The sequence below is a fragment of the Pseudomonas sp. B21_DOA genome, from assembly GCA_030544685.1.
Taxonomy (GTDB): Bacteria; Pseudomonadota; Gammaproteobacteria; order Pseudomonadales; family Pseudomonadaceae; genus Aquipseudomonas; species Aquipseudomonas fluorescens_AO.
The window spans coordinates 5,545,834-5,561,211 of the sequence record CP086683.1; the positions used below are offsets into that span (position 1 = coordinate 5,545,834).

At 60.0% G+C, this 15,378-nt stretch carries 13 protein-coding genes and 1 pseudogene; 10 read left to right on the forward strand and 4 right to left on the reverse strand.

The genetic code is table 11. The annotated features are described in order from the left end of the window. Positions 1 to 20: 20 nt before the first annotated feature. Genes LJU32_25715 through LJU32_25725 form a run of 3 tightly spaced genes read left to right on the forward strand, consistent with a single transcriptional unit; the run spans position 21 to position 2,867 of the window. Complete coding sequence (locus LJU32_25715; GenBank protein WKV91202.1) at positions 21 to 1,112, forward strand: glycosyltransferase family 1 protein; 1,092 nt, start codon at positions 21 to 23, stop codon at positions 1,110 to 1,112. Continuing rightward, positions 1,105 to 1,875, forward strand: a complete 771-nt coding sequence (locus LJU32_25720) for a polysaccharide deacetylase family protein (GenBank protein ID WKV88705.1) — start codon at positions 1,105 to 1,107, stop codon at positions 1,873 to 1,875. The genes LJU32_25715 and LJU32_25720 overlap by 8 nt, the downstream gene beginning before the upstream one ends. Then, positions 1,872 to 2,867: a flippase-like domain-containing protein gene (locus LJU32_25725; protein WKV88706.1), complete on the forward strand. Its 996-nt coding sequence runs from the start codon at positions 1,872 to 1,874 to the stop codon at positions 2,865 to 2,867. The genes LJU32_25720 and LJU32_25725 overlap by 4 nt, the downstream gene beginning before the upstream one ends. 71 nt (positions 2,868 to 2,938) lie before the next feature. On the opposite strand, the gene LJU32_25730 is transcribed toward LJU32_25725, so the two are convergent. Together LJU32_25730 and purU are read right to left on the reverse strand one after the other, a co-directional pair. Next, positions 2,939 to 3,115 carry a hypothetical protein gene (locus LJU32_25730; protein WKV88707.1) on the reverse strand — a complete coding sequence of 59 codons (177 nt, stop codon included), beginning with the start codon at positions 3,113 to 3,115 and terminating at the stop codon, positions 2,939 to 2,941. Positions 3,116 to 3,196: 81 nt separating this feature from the next. Further along, positions 3,197 to 4,045, reverse strand: coding sequence for a formyltetrahydrofolate deformylase (gene purU / locus LJU32_25735; GenBank protein WKV88708.1), 849 nt, complete (start codon positions 4,043 to 4,045; stop codon positions 3,197 to 3,199). Between the two features lie 337 nt (positions 4,046 to 4,382). Here purU and LJU32_25740 point away from each other — a divergent pair, with 337 nt between their 5' ends. Next, positions 4,383 to 4,760, forward strand: a complete 378-nt coding sequence (locus LJU32_25740; GenBank protein ID WKV88709.1) for a DNA binding protein — start codon at positions 4,383 to 4,385, stop codon at positions 4,758 to 4,760. 97 nt (positions 4,761 to 4,857) lie between these two features. Here the strand turns inward: LJU32_25740 and sbcB are convergent, their stop codons facing one another. After that, on the reverse strand, positions 4,858 to 6,288 hold the full coding sequence (gene sbcB / locus LJU32_25745; GenBank protein ID WKV88710.1) for an exodeoxyribonuclease I: 1,431 nt from the start codon (positions 6,286 to 6,288) through the stop codon (positions 4,858 to 4,860). Positions 6,289 to 6,555: 267 nt separating this feature from the next. On the opposite strand from sbcB, the gene LJU32_25750 reads away from it, so the two are divergent. From LJU32_25750 to LJU32_25775, 6 genes and pseudogenes are all read left to right on the forward strand, one after another. Then, on the forward strand, positions 6,556 to 7,272 hold the full coding sequence (locus tag LJU32_25750) for an RDD family protein (GenBank protein ID WKV88711.1): 717 nt from the start codon (positions 6,556 to 6,558) through the stop codon (positions 7,270 to 7,272). Then, entirely contained in the window at positions 7,269 to 8,246 is a 978-nt protein-coding gene (locus tag LJU32_25755; GenBank protein ID WKV88712.1) for a stage II sporulation protein M, read from the forward strand. Before LJU32_25750 ends, LJU32_25755 begins: the two co-directional genes overlap by 4 nt. Then, the gene (locus LJU32_25760) at positions 8,233 to 9,771 is read left to right on the forward strand and encodes a DUF4129 domain-containing protein (protein ID WKV88713.1); all 1,539 of its coding nucleotides are present in this window, start codon (positions 8,233 to 8,235) and stop codon (positions 9,769 to 9,771) included. Before LJU32_25755 ends, LJU32_25760 begins: the two co-directional genes overlap by 14 nt. Then, positions 9,768 to 10,930 (forward strand): annotated as a pseudogene (locus tag LJU32_25765) (DUF4350 domain-containing protein). Before LJU32_25760 ends, LJU32_25765 begins: the two are co-directional and overlap by 4 nt. Beyond that, positions 10,927 to 11,928: a MoxR family ATPase gene (locus LJU32_25770; GenBank protein ID WKV88714.1), complete on the forward strand. Its 1,002-nt coding sequence runs from the start codon at positions 10,927 to 10,929 to the stop codon at positions 11,926 to 11,928. Before LJU32_25765 ends, LJU32_25770 begins: the two are co-directional and overlap by 4 nt. Continuing rightward, positions 11,925 to 13,256, forward strand: a complete 1,332-nt coding sequence (locus LJU32_25775; protein ID WKV88715.1) for a DUF58 domain-containing protein — start codon at positions 11,925 to 11,927, stop codon at positions 13,254 to 13,256. The genes LJU32_25770 and LJU32_25775 overlap by 4 nt, the downstream gene beginning before the upstream one ends. A 337-nt stretch (positions 13,257 to 13,593) precedes the next feature. Here the strand turns inward: LJU32_25775 and LJU32_25780 are convergent, their stop codons facing one another. Further along, positions 13,594 to 15,351: an Ig-like domain-containing protein gene (locus tag LJU32_25780; GenBank protein WKV88716.1), complete on the reverse strand. Its 1,758-nt coding sequence runs from the start codon at positions 15,349 to 15,351 to the stop codon at positions 13,594 to 13,596. Positions 15,352 to 15,378 lie beyond the last annotated feature (27 nt).

Sequence of the window (15,378 nt, forward strand, 5' to 3'; positions counted from 1 at the left end):
TGCATATCGCCGACATCACCATGTTCTACGCCCCGGCCAGCGGAGGCGTGCGTACTTATCTGGATGCCAAACACCGTCGCCTCGGCGACCGCAGCGGTATTCGTCATAGCCTGCTGATCCCCGGCGCGCGGCTGGGTGAACATGACGGCATTTACACGGTTCCAGCACCTGCCCTGCCCTTCGGCAAAGGCTATCGCTTCCCGCTGCGCCTGGCGCCTTGGCGAAACGTCCTGCAGGATTTGCAGCCGGATCTGATCGAAGTCGGCGACCCTTACCTCACCGCGTGGGCGGCGCTGGATGCCCGGCGGCAGCTGGATGTGCCGGTGATCGGCTTTTATCACTCGGATCTGCCGCTGCTGGTGGGCAATCGCATGGGCCATTGGGTCACGCCGAATGTCGAGGCTTACGTGACTCGTCTCTACGGCAATTTTGATCGTGTGCTCGCACCGAGTCAGGTCATGGCTGACAAGCTCACCGGGCTCGGCGTGCGCAACGTTCATGTGCAACCGCTGGGTGTGGATCTGCATACCTTTCATCCTGACGCCCGAGACCCCGGCCTGCGTGCCGAGCTGGGGATTGCCGAAGACACTCGCTTGCTGATCTTCGCCGGGCGCGGTTCCAAGGAGAAAAACCTGCCGGTGCTGCTCAAGTGCATGCAGCGCCTCGGCCCGCGCTATCACTTGCTGTTGGTCGGCTCGTCGATGCCCGCTGCGGTGCCGGACAACGTCAGCGTCATCGACGAATTCTGCCCGGCGCCAAAAGTCGCGCGACTGATGGCCAGCGCCGATGCGCTGCTGCATGCCGGCGACCAGGAAACCTTCGGACTGGTCATCCTCGAAGCCATGGCCTGTGGCATTCCGGTGGTGGCGGTGGCGGCCGGTGCGTTTGAAGAGATCGTTAACGATTCCTGCGGCTTGCTTTGTGCACCGAATAACCCGCAAGCCATGGCCAATGCCGTGCGCGAACTGTTCAGTCGTGGCTGTGAGCGCCTCGGTCGCCAGGCGCGCCAGCATGTCGAACGCCATTACGCCTGGGACACGGTGGTCGATAGCCTGCTCAGCCACTACCATGCGGTGCTCGGTCATACGCTGCCACGGGTGGCCAATGGTTGAGAACATGAAAGCGGTGTGCCTGGTATTGCACGACGTGGCGCCCTCGACGTGGGCGGATTACCATCCCTTCGTCGACGCCGTCGATGCCTTGGGCAATGTGCCGATCACGTGGCTGGTGGTGCCGGACTTCCATCGCCATGATGCGCTTGATGCCAACCCGGCATTTCGCCGAGTGCTCGATGCCCGGGTCGCTCGGGGCGATGAACTGGCGCTGCACGGTTATTACCACGACGACCAGGAACCCATGCCGAACACCCCGCGCGACTGGTTCATGCGCCGGGTCTACACCCATGAAGGCGAGTTCTATCGCCTGTCCCGCGAAACCGCCCTCGCCCGCCTGCACGCCGGCCTTGAAATCTTTCAGCGTTACGACTGGCCAGTGCATGGCTTCGTTGCCCCGGCCTGGCTGATGAGCGACGGCACCCGCCAAGCCTTGCGCGAATTGCCACTCAGCTACACCAGCGATCCACAGCATCTTTATCGCTTGCCCGACTTCAGCGCCATAGATGCTCCGGGACTGGTATGGAGTGCGCGCAGTGCCTGGCGTCGCGGCTTGTCGAAAATTGTCAGCGACCAGCGTGAACAGCGTTGGCGCGAGGCGCCGGTGATTCGCCTGGGCCTGCATCCGGTGGACATGCGCCACCGTTTCTCGCGCGATTACTGGCTACACACCTTGCAACGCCTGCTGGCAGACGGACGCGTGCCCCTGACCAAGATCGACTGGCTTGCCCGCCAGCACGGTCAGCTGGAACGCGCAGCATGAAGCGCAGCCTGTTGTTGCTGATCGGCCTGCTCGCGGCGGTGCTGATTCCGGTGCTGCTCGGCGGCGGGGAAACCTGGTCACGCCTGCGCAGCTTTCCGCTGAACTGGCTGTTGATCATGTTCGGCATGATTCTGCTGTGCTGGGGGATCAATACCCTGCGCCTGCGATTGTTGCTCGGCGATCAGCGTGACAAGGTCGCGCCCTTGAAAAGCCTCGGTGTGGTGATGGCGGCCGAGTTCGCTTACTGCGCCACGCCCGGCGGCAGTGGCGGGCCGCTGACGATCATGGCCTTGCTGGCGCGCTGCGGCGTACGTCCGGCGCGAGGCAGTGCGGTATTTGCCATGGATCAGCTCAGCGATCTGCTGTTCTTTCTCTGCGCGCTGAGCGCAATTCTGATTTACGCGCTATTCCAGCACTTAAGCGATCGGCTCGAGTGGCTGCTGACAGTCAGCGCAGTGTCGCTGTTCGGCGGCTTGGTCAGTTGCGTGTTGATTGCACGCTTTCACCGGGCGTTGATTCGTCTGAGCGGCCGGCTGTTGGCAGGTATGAACGTCACGGCGCGTACGCGTCGCCGCTGGGCGCGCAAATTGCTGCACTTTCTCGCGGCGTTTACCGATACCTTGAAACTGCCCTGGCAGACGCTGATCCAGGTGTTCGCCCTGACCTGCGTACACTGGTTGTTGCGCTATAGCGTGCTGTATCTGGCGCTACGCGGGCTCGGTGCCGACTTGCAGTGGGCCTGGAGTTTTCTGGTGCAGATGCTATCGCTGGGCGCCGGTCAATTCAGCCTGTTGCCCGGTGGCGCGGGGGCCGCAGAATTGACGTCTGCAGCGCTGCTGACGCCAATGGTGGGCAAATCCACCGCAGCGGCGGCGATTCTGATCTGGCGGGTAGTGACTTATTACTTCTATCTGCTGGTTGGTGGCCCGGTGTTCGTGTTGATGCTGGGCAAGCCGTTGCTCAAGAAGCTGATGAAAGTGCATCAAGCTTGAAAGATCGCAGCCTTCGGCAGCTCCTACATTGAAACGCGACTCTCTCTGAGCTGCCGAAGGCTGCGATCTTTTCAGGCATTACCGGTTTCATCGTCCGACTCTGGTTTCACCTGTTCCCACAACTCGGCGGCACCGGGAAACTCGGTGCCGTCCTCGGGGCTCATGTCTTCCGGGTCGTAACGACTCAGGCAACCCTCACCGAGAGTGGCGGGCGCTTTTGAAGTAGCTGTGTCCAGTGGGTCGCTCATGGCTGTTCCTCGGGCGCAAATGACAAGGGCCTGAGCGATTCAACGCCCAGGCCCCTGGTTTTTCAAGCGTGGCGTGCTCGATCAGAACACAACAGTCTTGTTGCCGTGCACCAGCACGCGGTCTTCGAGGTGATAACGCAGGCCGCGGGCCAGCACCATCTTCTCGACATCGCGGCCGAAACGCACCATGTCTTCGATGCTGTCGCTGTGGCTGACACGCACCACGTCCTGCTCGATGATCGGGCCGGCGTCCAGCTCTTCGGTGACGTAATGGCAGGTCGCACCGATCAGCTTCACGCCACGCAGGGACGCCTGGTGATACGGTTTGGCGCCGACAAACGAAGGCAGGAAGCTGTGGTGAATGTTGATGACTTTGTGCGCATATTCGCGGCACATGTCTGGCGGCAGGATCTGCATGTAGCGCGCCAGCACTACTACTTCGGCGTCGTGCTGTTTGACCAGACGCGATACTTCGTCGAATGCCGGCTGCTTGTCCTGTGGATTGACCGGCACGTGGTAGTACGGGATGCCATGCCATTCGACCATGCTGCGCAGGTCGTCGTGGTTGGAAATTACGCAGGAGATTTCGCAGTCCAGTTCGTCGCTGTGCCAGCGGTGCAGCAGGTCGGCCAGGCAGTGGGATTCGCGGCTGGCCATCAGCACCACGCGTTTTTTCTGCTCGGTGTCGGTGATGCGCCAGTCCATCGAGAACTCTTCGGCGATCGGTGCGAACTTCTCGCGCAACTCCTCGATACCGAACGGCAGCGAATCGGCACGGATTTCGTGACGCATGAAGAACCAGCCCACTTGATTGTCAGAGTGGTGGCTCGCTTCGGTGATCCAGCCGTTATGAGAGGCCAGAAAATTACTGACTTTGGCAACGATGCCAACGCGGTCCGGGCAAGATATCACCAGCCGAAAAGTGCGCATGAGGGGGAAACTCCAGAACTTCACAAAGGCCGCCATTCTAGCGACTGTGCAGGAAAACTGCAGTACGCATGCGCGCCGGGTGGGACGAAGCCCGGCGAAACGACTTTCTGACGGTGATCTTCGTCAACGCCGTGACGCTTTGCCGAGGCTTTTGTCAGACAACTGTAAATATCTGTGCTGACTCCATCACATTATTTAACGGAACATTCAATTGACGGCTAATTTCCTGTAACTCATTTAAATAAAAAGCCGATCTAAATGTTTACTTGATGAAACAGCCTGACTATTATTGCGGCACTGTCCCCTGTCATTCAGCATTCTACAAAAGGTAGTACTCATGTCCTTGATCAACGAATATCGCGCCACCGAAGAAGCCATCAAAGAGCTGCAAGCCCGTCTGAAGAACCTGTCCGAAGACGACAAACTGCAAGCCGAACTGGAATTCGAAGGCAAACTGCGCACGCTGATGGGTGAATACTCCAAGTCGCTGCGTGACATCATCGCGCTGCTGGATCCGGAAGCCAAATCCAAGGCGCCACGTGGCGGCGCAGTAAAAACTACCGGCACCAAGCGTGCACGCAAAGTTAAGCAATACAAAAACCCGCACAACGGTGAAGTCATCGAAACCAAAGGTGGCAACCACAAGACTCTGAAAGAGTGGAAAGCCAAGTGGGGCGGTGACGTGGTTGAAGGCTGGGCGACCCTGCTGGGCTAAGCCGCGACGCTTTCGCCGAGCGATCCGCGAACAAAAAAACGCCAGCTTGAGCTGGCGTTTTTTTATGCCCGCAAATTAATTCCGGGTATGTTCGATTTCAAAGATTCAAACGTTTGCGTAATGCCTGGACATAGTTCTGCCAGTCATTGAGTACCTCGCGCTGCAGGGGCGTCGCACTAAGCGACCATTGCTCGGCCGCTTCTGTAAAAGACTGCACGGTATTCGGCGCGCCGGCCTCGGGTTGCGTAAGACGCTGCTGACAAAACAATCTCCAGCGCTCTTGTTCCGCCACATCCAGGGTGTCTGGAAAGTTGCGTGCTCGATATCGAAAAAGTAATTCAGGCAAACGTTCATCATCGAAAGGCCATGCCTCTTGCGCCAATTGCGCAGGATCAGCCGCTCGAACTTGTTCGCATAGACGCCGATCACGATCACCGATAAATCCGTCGTACAACTGTTGCTCGGGATCTTCGCTGGGAGTGAAATCTTCGCTGGTATAAATCGCTGCGATTTTATCTTTCCAGACTTGTTGTGCGTCAGTTAGTCGCATGACCCGTTCATCATAAAGCGCCATATCCAGCCCAAGGCGTTGCTGATCTTCTGCGCGCAATACCTTCAGCGGCGCTACCACCGGGCAACGATTGATGTGAATGAGCTTGAGCGGCACCGGCAGTTCACCTTCGGCCAACTCATCGCGGCGGGTGTACAAGCGCTGGCGCAGCGTTTGCGCGTCGAGCTCCAGCAGCCCCTGCGGATCGAGATGCAAGTCACAGACGATCAAGGCGTTGCGGTTCTTCGGGTGCCAGGCCAGCGGCAGGACCACGCCGACATAACTGCGCGCCGCCGAGAAACGTCCGGACACATGCACCACTGGCTGCAACAGGCGGATCTGATCCATGACCTTTTGCTTGCTGCGCAGCTGGAACAGCCACTCGTAGAGTTTGGGTTGTTTCTCGCGAATCAGCCGCGCCAGGGCGATGGTGGCGCGCACATCCGACAGTGCCTCGTGGGCATGCCCGTGATCGATATTGTTGGCCGCCGTGAGGCGTTCAAGCTTGAGGGACACCCGGCCCGTGTCATCGGTCGGCCAGACCAGACCCTCCGGGCGCAACGCGTAAGCGGCGCGCACCACATCAATCAGATCCCAGCGACTGTTGCCACCCTGCCATTCACGGGCGTAGGGGTCGAAGAAGTTGCGATAGAGGCTGTAGCGGGTCATCTCATCGTCGAAACGCAAGGTGTTGTAACCGGCGCCGCAGGTACCCGGTGCGGCCAGTTGCGCATGCACGCGAGTCATGAAATCGGCTTCGCTCAGGCCTTTCTCGGCGAGCTGGCCAGGGGTGATGCCGGTGATCGCACAGGCCGCCGGATGCGGGAGGATGTCTTCGCTGGGCTGGCAATAGAGGTTGACCGGCTCATCGATTTCGTTGAGCGCATGGTCGGTGCGGATCCCGGCCACTTGCAGCGGCCGGTCGTTGCGCGGATTGATGCCAGTGGTTTCGTAGTCGTACCAGAAGATTGAAGTCACGGGCGCATCCTGAACAGAAGATCGGCGAAGTCTAGGCGCTCCAGTGATGCCAGGGCCAGCCTCGTCGCCCTCGAACCGCAATTTCTCCAGATTCCTACAACAGAAGCGCATTGCCCTTGTGGGAGCAAGCCTGCTCGCGAAGGCTTTCTGTCAGTTGCAAATGGGCTGACTGATCCACCGCATTCGCGAGCAGGCTCGCTCCCACACCCGAGAGGCTGCTAGCATCAGGCGCACTTGCATCCCGGACAGGCGAACATCAGGTAGCCCATGCTCGAACCCACAGCACCGCCAAGGAAAGCACCGCTGGATACGCGGCATCAGGTCGAAACGCCGGAAGGCATCGACCTGCCGTTGCGCCCTGCCGGGTTGATGGTGCGCGCCGTGGCATTTGCCATCGATCTAGGGATCCGCGGCCTGATTCTGGGCGTGCTGTTTATCGCACTGGCATTTCTCGGCCAGCTCGGCATGGGCCTCGGCTCTTTGCTGCTGTTTGCCATCAGTTGGTGGTACATGGTGCTGTTCGAGGTACTGCGTCAGGGCCGCTCGCCGGGTAAACAGTGGATGGGCTTGCGCGTCGTGCACGACGACGGCACGCCGATCGGCTGGTCGGCCTCGTTGCTGCGCAACCTGCTGCGTTTCGTCGATCTGCTGCCGCTCGGCTATTTCCTTGGTGCGCTCAGTTGCCTGCAGCACCCGACCTTCAAACGCCTCGGCGATCTTGCCGCCGGCACGCTGGTGGTTTACAGCGAGCGACCGCTGAGCCGTCCGCAATTGCCTGACGCCGAACCTCGCCCCTGCTCCTTTGCGCTCACACTCAGCGAACAACGCGCGGTGCTCGGTTTCGCCGAACGTCAGGCGCACCTGTCGCCGGCCCGGGTCAATGAGCTGGCGGCATTGCTGGCTCAGCCGCTGCACATTTCTGCGCACAAAGCGGTATCCGAACTCAACGGCATTGCGCGCGGTCTGTTGGGGCCGACGCCATGAAGCAGAGCCTGTTCGAAACCCGCCACAAGGCTGAATGGGAGCGCTTCGCCGTGGCGCTCGAACACCTCGAACACGGCAAGGACACTTCGCAAGTGGCCGCTTTCCCCAAGGCCTATCGACGCCTCTGCCAACATCTGGCCCTGGCCCAGGCGCGCGGCTACAGCAGTTTTCTCATCGACTCATTGCAGCAGCAAGTGCTGCGCGGTCATCAACAGCTGTATCGGCATCGCAGTCGCCTGGGTGCGCAAATCATCAGTTTTATTCTCGCCGACTTCCCGCGACTGGTGCGTGAAGAGTGGCGCTTCGTCGCGGTCGCCAGCCTGCTGTTCTTCGGCAGCCTGATAAGTTTCGCGCTGCTGGTTTACCTGTTCCCGGAACTGATCTACAACCTGATCCCGGCCGAACAGGTGCGCGAGATGCAAGGCATGTACGACCCTGTCGCCGGCCACCTCGGCCGCTCCGCGGAACGGGCAGCCAGCGAAGATTGGGTGATGTTCGGCTATTACGTGATGCATAACATCGGCATTGCCTTTCAGACCTTCGCCAGCGGTTTGCTGATTGGCGTGGGCAGCGGTTTTTTCCTGCTCTACAACGGCATGATCATCGGCGCGGTGGCCGGACACCTCAGCGAAATCGGTTTTGGCCAGACCTTCTGGTCGTTCGTGATCGCTCACGGTGCATTCGAACTGACCGCCATCGCTCTCGCCGGTGCAGCCGGCCTGAAGCTGGGCTGGGCGCTGATTGCACCGGGGCGCCTGACGCGCAGCGAGGCACTGCGCCTGGCTGCGCGCAAAGGTGTAATGCTGGTGTGCGGGGTCATGCTGTTCTTGCTGATCGCTGCATTCATCGAGGCTTACTGGTCGTCGAAAACCAGCGTCACGCCGCTGACCAAATACGCCGTCGGCGCCGCGCTGTGGCTGGCCGTTGCGGTGTATCTGCTGTTTGCCGGAAGGACCCGCCATGCGCCTGAGTGACGCCAGTGTGGTGATTCGACCGCGCACGACCTGGGAAGCCATGGACCTGGGCGTGTTGATGAGCCAACAGCACCGCCGGTTATTAATGACCAGTTGGGCGATCGTCACCCTGCCGCTGTTCGCCCTGCTCAGCCTGTTGCTGTGGGATTCGCCATCGCTGGCGGTGTTCATTTTCTGGTGGCTGAAACCGGCCTATGAACGCCTGCCGTTGTACATCCTTTCCAAAGCGCTGTTCGGCGAAACTCCAACACTCAAGCAAGCCTTGCGTGAATGGCCGCGCCTGCTCAAGCCGCAACTGCTGGCGAGTCTGACCTGGCGACGGCTGAGCCTGAGTCGCAGCTTTGTGCTGCCGGTGACGCAACTCGAAGGTCTCGACGGCGAGGCCAGGCAACAACGGCTGCAGGTGCTGCTGCAACGTAACGGCGGCGCCGCGCAATGGTTGACGATTATCGGCATGCATCTGGAAACCGCGCTGTGGATCGGTTTGATGCTGCTGTTCTATATGTTGCTGCCGCAGCAGATCGAAACCGATTGGGACTGGCAGTCGCTGCTGCTCGCCGCCGATCAGGACTGGCGTTGGCTGGAGCATCTGACCAACGTTTTTTATGCACTGATCCTGGTGGCCTGGGGACCGGTATATGTCGCCTGCGGTTTCAGCCTGTACCTGAACCGCCGCACACAACTGGAAGCCTGGGATATCGAGCTGGTTTTCCGCCGTTTGCGCCAGCGCTTGAACAACGGCGTGCTCGGGATGTTGCTGGCGGCGTGTCTGCTGCTGCCGAATCTGCAACCGGCATGGGCCAGCGATGCGCCGGATGCTCCAAGGTTGCTCAATCAGCCGCTGACCAGTCAGGCCTCGCGTGACAGCATCCAGTCGCTGCTTGAGCAACCGCCGTTCAAGAACAAGGAAAGCGTCACCCGCTATCGCTTCGGCGACGACCCGGCAAAACCCGCCGAGAACCAGCAACCGGGTGAGGCACCGCAGTGGCTGAAAAACCTGCTCGGCTGGCTCGACGGCCGGCACCTCGATAGCCTCGCCGGCGTGATTGAGGTGCTGCTGTGGGGCGCGCTGATAGCCGCGCTGGGCTGGTTGATCTGGCGTTATCGCGAATTTCTCCAGGCTTTCGTCAGCCGCCGCCCGAACCTGCCAACGCGCCGCAAACCAGCGGCGCCGTCACAAGTCTTCGGCCTTGATCTGAACCGTGAAACCCTGCCGAATGACATCGCCGCCAGCGCCGAACAGTTGTGGCTGAGCGAACCTCGCGCCGCGCTGGGCCTGCTCTATCGCGGCCTGCTGAGCCATCTGCTGCATGATTTTGACCTGACGCTGAAAGCCGCCGACACGGAAAACCAGATCCTCAAACGCATTGAGCAATTACAACGCCCGGACCTGCTCGCCTACAGCCGCAACCTCACTGCTCACTGGCAGAACATGGCCTACGGGCATCGGGTTCCAGCCGCGCATCTGCAAGCAGAACTGTGCGACGGCTGGCGTGAATTGTTCAGCAAAGGATCCGGGCATTGAACCGGCGCATCGGCTGGTTGTCGGGTGCGCTGGCGCTTCTGCTGCTTGGCGGTTTGAGCCTGTTCCTCTATCTCAAGGCCCAGCCGTATCAGGAAACCATTGATCACGGCCCTCGCCTGCCGCGCAAGCCAATCCTTACTTGGCGGCGGAAATGTTCCTGCGCGAGCGCGGCCTCTCGGTCAATCACGCCGAGACCCTGGTGGTGCTGCCGCAGATCGATCCGCATAGCCACACTTTGCTTTTGTTTGGCGAGCGCGCGCGGATGACGCCGCGTGAAGTCGATCAAGTGCTGAACTGGACTCGCGCCGGCGGGCGGCTGGTGTTTGTTGCCGAGTCGCTGTGGGATGCGCAAACCCGGCAAAGTAATGATTTGCTGCTCGACCGGGTGCAACTGCAGCAATCGCTGAGCAAGGATCTGAAAGATCCTCCGCAAGCAGTGGAAAAGGACCGCTTCCCGAAACTGACCAAGCTGTACCTGGAAGACGAAGATGCGCCGGCCTACGCCGGGTTCGACACCGACTTCCACCTCGACGACCCCAACAATGTCGCGCAAGCCTGGGCCAACAGCGCCAAAGCCACGCACATGATGCAACGGGTGTACGGCCTCGGCACAGTCACCGTGGTCACCGATGCCGAGCTGTGGAAAACCCCGACCATCGGCCAATACGATAACGCCTGGCTGCTTTGGTACCTGAGCGCCGACACCGACGTCACGCTGATTTACAACACGGCGCACGACAGTTTGTGGTCATTGCTCTGGCGCTATTTCCCGCAGGCCATCGTCGCCCTGCTTGCTTTGATCGGCCTGTGGCTGTGGCAGGCCGGCGTGCGTCACGGCCCGGTGCAAATGCCGGCGCCAGCGGGCCGCCGACAGTTGCTCGAACATCTGCGCGCCAGCGCCGATTTCCTCTTGCGGCATAACGGCCAGGAAGCCTTGTTGCAAGCGCTGCAGCAAGACATCCTGCGCCGCGCCCGCCGCCGCCATCCCGGTTTCGATCAATTGAATGTGGCCGAGCAATGGCTGGCGTTAGCGCGCCTGACCCGGCAACCCACCCGCGCCATCAGCCAGGCCCTGAGCCCACGACCGAAGCAGCGATTGTCCAGCGCCGAATTCAGCCGTCAGGTCGCTCATCTGCAAACCTTGAGGAACGCGTTATGACTGAACAGATCGAGCCCGGCAGCGCGACGCACGCCGCCCAGCAACGCCAGCGTGCCAGCCAGTTGGCGCAGGCGGTACGCAACGAATTGAACAAGGCCTTGATCGGCCAGGAGGCGGTGGTCGACGATGTCCTGACCGCGCTGATTGCCGGCGGCCATGTGCTGCTCGAAGGCGTGCCCGGTCTGGGCAAGACCTTGCTGGTGCGGGCCTTGGCGCGATGCTTCGGCGGCGAGTTTGCGCGCATCCAGTTCACCCCGGATCTGATGCCCAGCGACATCACCGGTCACGCCGTGTACGACCTGCAGACCGAACAGTTCAAGCTGCGCAAAGGCCCGCTGTTCACCAACCTGCTGCTGGCCGATGAGATCAACCGCGCCCCGGCGAAAACCCAGGCAGCGTTGCTCGAAGCCATGCAGGAACGGCAGGTGACACTCGAAGGTCGCGCCCTGCCCATCGCGCAACCGTTCATGGTGCTGGCGACGCAGAACCCGATCGAACAGGAAGGCACTTATCCACTGCCGGAAGCCGAACTCGACCGCTTCATGCTCAAGGTGCGCATGGATTATCCCGACGCCGATCAGGAGTTGAACATGGTCCGTCAGGTCTGTCGTTCGACCCGCGCCGACATGCTCGATGTGCAACCGCTGCGCACGGTGTTGCAGGCCAAGGACGTGCAAGCCTTGCAACGCATTGCGAGTGACTTGCCGCTGGACGATCAGGTCCTCGACTATGCCGTACGCCTGGCGCGCAGTACGCGCACCTGGCCGGGGCTGACCCTCGGCGCCGGACCACGCGCCTCGATTGCACTGGTGCGTTGTGCCCGTGCCCGGGCGTTATTGCGCGGCGGCGAGTTTGTCATTCCGGATGACATCAAAGCCTGCGCGCTGGCGGTGCTGCGCCATCGCGTGCGCATCGCGCCGGAGCTGGACATCGAAGGCCTGCAGGTCGATCAGGTGCTTGCGCAATTGCTCGACCAAGTGCCGGCGCCGCGCCTGTGAAACCCTCGCGACTGCTGCTGATCTGGCTGGGCCTGCTGCTGGTGGTCAGCATGGTGCTCGGCACTTTGCAGGCTTTGCAGCTTGAAGTTCCAAGTAGTCTGGTTTCGATCAACTGGGGTTTGCTCCTGGCGCTGTTGGCGCTGGCAGTGATTGACGCGGTGCGCCTCAGACGTCTGCCCTCGCCGCTTATCAAAAGGCAGATGCCCGGCAGCCTGGCACTGGGGCGCTGGGCAGAGGTACAACTGGAAGTTGCCCATGAGTTTGCCGAGCCACTGAACATCGATCTCTTCGACCACGTCCCCGAGGGCCTCGCGTTCGAACATCTGCCATGGGCCGTCGAGCTCCAACCCGGTCATGTCAGCCGGATCACCTACCGTTTGCGCCCGACCAGACGCGGGCATTTGCGCTTCGAGCAGTGCGAAGTCAATCTGCCGAGTCCCTTGGGCTTATGGTCAGGCAAACGCCTGATCAAGGTCGCCGATCAGACCCGTGTGTATCCCGACTTCGCCCGGCTCTACGGTGGTGAATTACGCGCCGTCGACAACTGGCTGAGCCAGCTCGGCGTGCGCCAGCGGCAACGTCGCGGGCAGGGTCAGGAGTTTCATCAACTGCGCGAATTTCGTGAGGGCGACAGCCTGCGCCAGATCGACTGGAAAGCCACCGCCCGCCAGCGCACACCGATTGCCCGGGAGTACGAAGATGAACGCGATCAACAGATCATCTTTCTGCTCGATTGCGGCCGGCAGATGCGCAGTCAGGACGGTGAACTGTCGCACTTCGACCACGCGCTCAATGCCTGCCTGTTACTCGCTTATGTGGCGTTGCGTCAGGGCGATGCGGTGGGGTTGAGTACGTTTGCCGATGATCAAACGCGCCATGTCGTGCCAGTCAAAGGCAGCGGGCAACTGAACGTGCTGCTCAACGCGGTTTACGACCTCGACAGCACGCAACGTCCTGCCGATTATCAAGCCGCCACCAATCAACTGCTGACACGACAGAAGCGCCGGGCACTGGTCGTACTGGTGACCAACCTGCGTGATGAAGACGATGAGGAGTTGCTGAGCGCGGTCAAGCGCCTGAGCGCACAACATCGGGTGCTGGTCGCCAGTCTGCGCGAAGAAACATTGGATACGTTACGCCAGACACCGGTGCAAACCTTGCCCGAGGCATTGGCTTACTGCGGCACGGTGAACTACATGAATGAACGGGCAGAACTCCATGAGCGGTTGAGCGCTCATGGCGTTCCGGTGGTAGATGTCCGGCCCGCCGAGTTGGGGGCCGGACTGGTGACGCAGTATCTCAGTTGGAAAAGGAGCGGAACCGCATGATCCCGTACTGATTTGTGTACGAGGTTCAAGGCAACTCCGAGTCAAAGAATTGAAGCCGGAATACTTCCTCTTCAAGTACCGCCCCTGCTCATCGACAACAGAAGCACGAACGATCTTGTAGCCAACCATTCCTCGCGACGAATAACTTTTTCTCACCCATCCATCTTCTGTTGAAAATGACGATCCATCGGGATCACTGTTCAGTACCCAGAGAACTTTTTGGCCAACAATCGGCTTGCCGTCGGGGATCGATACGATCCTGAACGAGATGGACGCAGATTGATCAATCGGGTAACTGCCGCTGCCGCTGATCTCAGTCATCATTCGCTCGTGCGCTTTAAGCGTAAAAAGAATCGAACTGACCTCCCATCCAGCCAGCCCCCGGAACGGCTGCATCGAGAAGACCGGATTGAAGAGCCGAAAGTCGGAACACGACATTGGCGATACCCTGGCTATCCGTTGTCGTCGGCGCGATGTCGACTCCAGAGAATTCCCAATTGACCTCAACGTTTGCCAAGGGATTACCGGTAATGGCCGAAACGACGTAAACCCGGGCTGAAACTTCCTGCCCCGGATAACCGCTCGGGTCATCACTGACCAGCTCTTTGATCTCTCGCGGCTCGTGCAGGAAATACGGCAATGAAATCGACTCCGAATACTGCACATCCCCCACGGTCGCCGTCAGTTGCGCCGCTCCGGGAGTCTTGGGCACGAAACGGATCCGCGCCTCGCCGTAGAAGTTAGTGGTCGTCGTCACCTCGCCAAGATCCGGAGCGCGCCAGACAACTTTCATCCTCGCCATCGGCCTGCCGCTGATAGTCGAAACAATGGTGATCTGCTCGGACACCGCTTCGCGCCAGAACAGCGTCTGACTAACCCGCGAACGCTCGGCGATTTTCACCACTTGCGCGCCTTCGCCCACCGACATTGCGTTGACAGGTGACCATCGAGCCAGGCTTTCGCAGGCCAGAAACAAGCCGAAACTGCCGTTACGCTGGTCATCGACCGTGAAGTAATCGGTGAATCCCGTCTCACCATGGAAAACCCTCGGCAAACCGAGCACTGGCTGAGCAAAGCGGATACCCAGTGCCTCCGGGCCGGTACCGACCATCCCCAATGTCAATTTGCGCCCAGACAGGAAAGTGTCACCCGGGGCGTTTACATCGATTTTATGGGTCAGTTTGCGCCGCGCAAAACCGGTGTCCTGGCCGAAAGGCTGTGCCGGGCTGAGATCCATACTGAACAGCAATCGATCCCAGGGGTCGTTGGCCAGCGAACATACCTCCATCGAGCGTGTATCAGTAACATTGTCATACGGACTGTTCACAGACACTTCGACCGTTGCATTGCCCTCCTTCGCTGCCTCATAGGCATAGCGAACCCATCCCTCTTCATCTGTAACATGCTCTTCAGTATTGCCGCTCACCGTCCACAGTGTTCGTGCCTGAGCCATCCGGTCTTCCGAGAAGTCCGAACGGACCTTCGCCCACATCCATGCCGGATCCTGACCCACGATCGGAAAAACGGCAGACTCACGCACGGTTTCAATGCTGAGTTTGTTGTGGCCCAAGTGCATTCTGGTGACATCCGTCGGGTCAGCGCTAGTCAAGAAATGTAGACCGAACTCACCGCCACCCCGACTATTCGAACAATCCAGTGTCCAGGTCATGCCACTTTCATCAATAAAATTCGAGGTCCTGACTGGAGGATCGAGAATGATCCCCAGATCTTCGGCCGAGCTTCCGGACCAACTCAAATCCATTTCAGTGCCTACCAGAGGACTCAACGCATTCGTTCTGAAAATATACCGGTGCACAGCGCCAATGCAGGGATACAGCGACTGACCTCGTTTGGAGGGCATTTGATCGAGAACAAGCTCGAACTCATCGTAAATATCCGGCGAAAGCAAGCGACCGAGCAACTCCCGATCCTCCAGTGAATCGCTCAACAACCGCAGTCCGAACATACTGCTGCGGCTCGTTGCGAACTCAGAACTCAGGGTCCAGACCAATGGTTCATCTGCCCGCAATATCCTCGGCTCGCCAAGCTCACTCACCGCCAGCCCGATGTTTGATCCGTCAACGCCCCATGCCAAGGTAATTTCCTGGCCGATAAGAGGACT

Bases quoted from the DNA above. Each gene is read 5' to 3' on its own strand.
- LJU32_25715 (WKV91202.1), top strand. From the start codon at position 21: ATGTTCTACGCCCCGGCCAGCGGAGGCGTGCGTACTTATCTGGATGCC.
- LJU32_25720 (WKV88705.1), top strand. From the start codon at position 1,105: ATGGTTGAGAACATGAAAGCGGTGTGCCTGGTATTGCACGACGTGGCG.
- LJU32_25725 (WKV88706.1), top strand. From the start codon at position 1,872: ATGAAGCGCAGCCTGTTGTTGCTGATCGGCCTGCTCGCGGCGGTGCTG.
- LJU32_25730 (WKV88707.1), bottom strand. From the start codon at position 3,115: ATGAGCGACCCACTGGACACAGCTACTTCAAAAGCGCCCGCCACTCTC.
- purU (WKV88708.1), bottom strand. From the start codon at position 4,045: ATGCGCACTTTTCGGCTGGTGATATCTTGCCCGGACCGCGTTGGCATC.
- LJU32_25740 (WKV88709.1), top strand. From the start codon at position 4,383: ATGTCCTTGATCAACGAATATCGCGCCACCGAAGAAGCCATCAAAGAG.
- LJU32_25750 (WKV88711.1), top strand. From the start codon at position 6,556: ATGCTCGAACCCACAGCACCGCCAAGGAAAGCACCGCTGGATACGCGG.
- LJU32_25755 (WKV88712.1), top strand. From the start codon at position 7,269: ATGAAGCAGAGCCTGTTCGAAACCCGCCACAAGGCTGAATGGGAGCGC.
- LJU32_25760 (WKV88713.1), top strand. From the start codon at position 8,233: ATGCGCCTGAGTGACGCCAGTGTGGTGATTCGACCGCGCACGACCTGG.
- LJU32_25770 (WKV88714.1), top strand. From the start codon at position 10,927: ATGACTGAACAGATCGAGCCCGGCAGCGCGACGCACGCCGCCCAGCAA.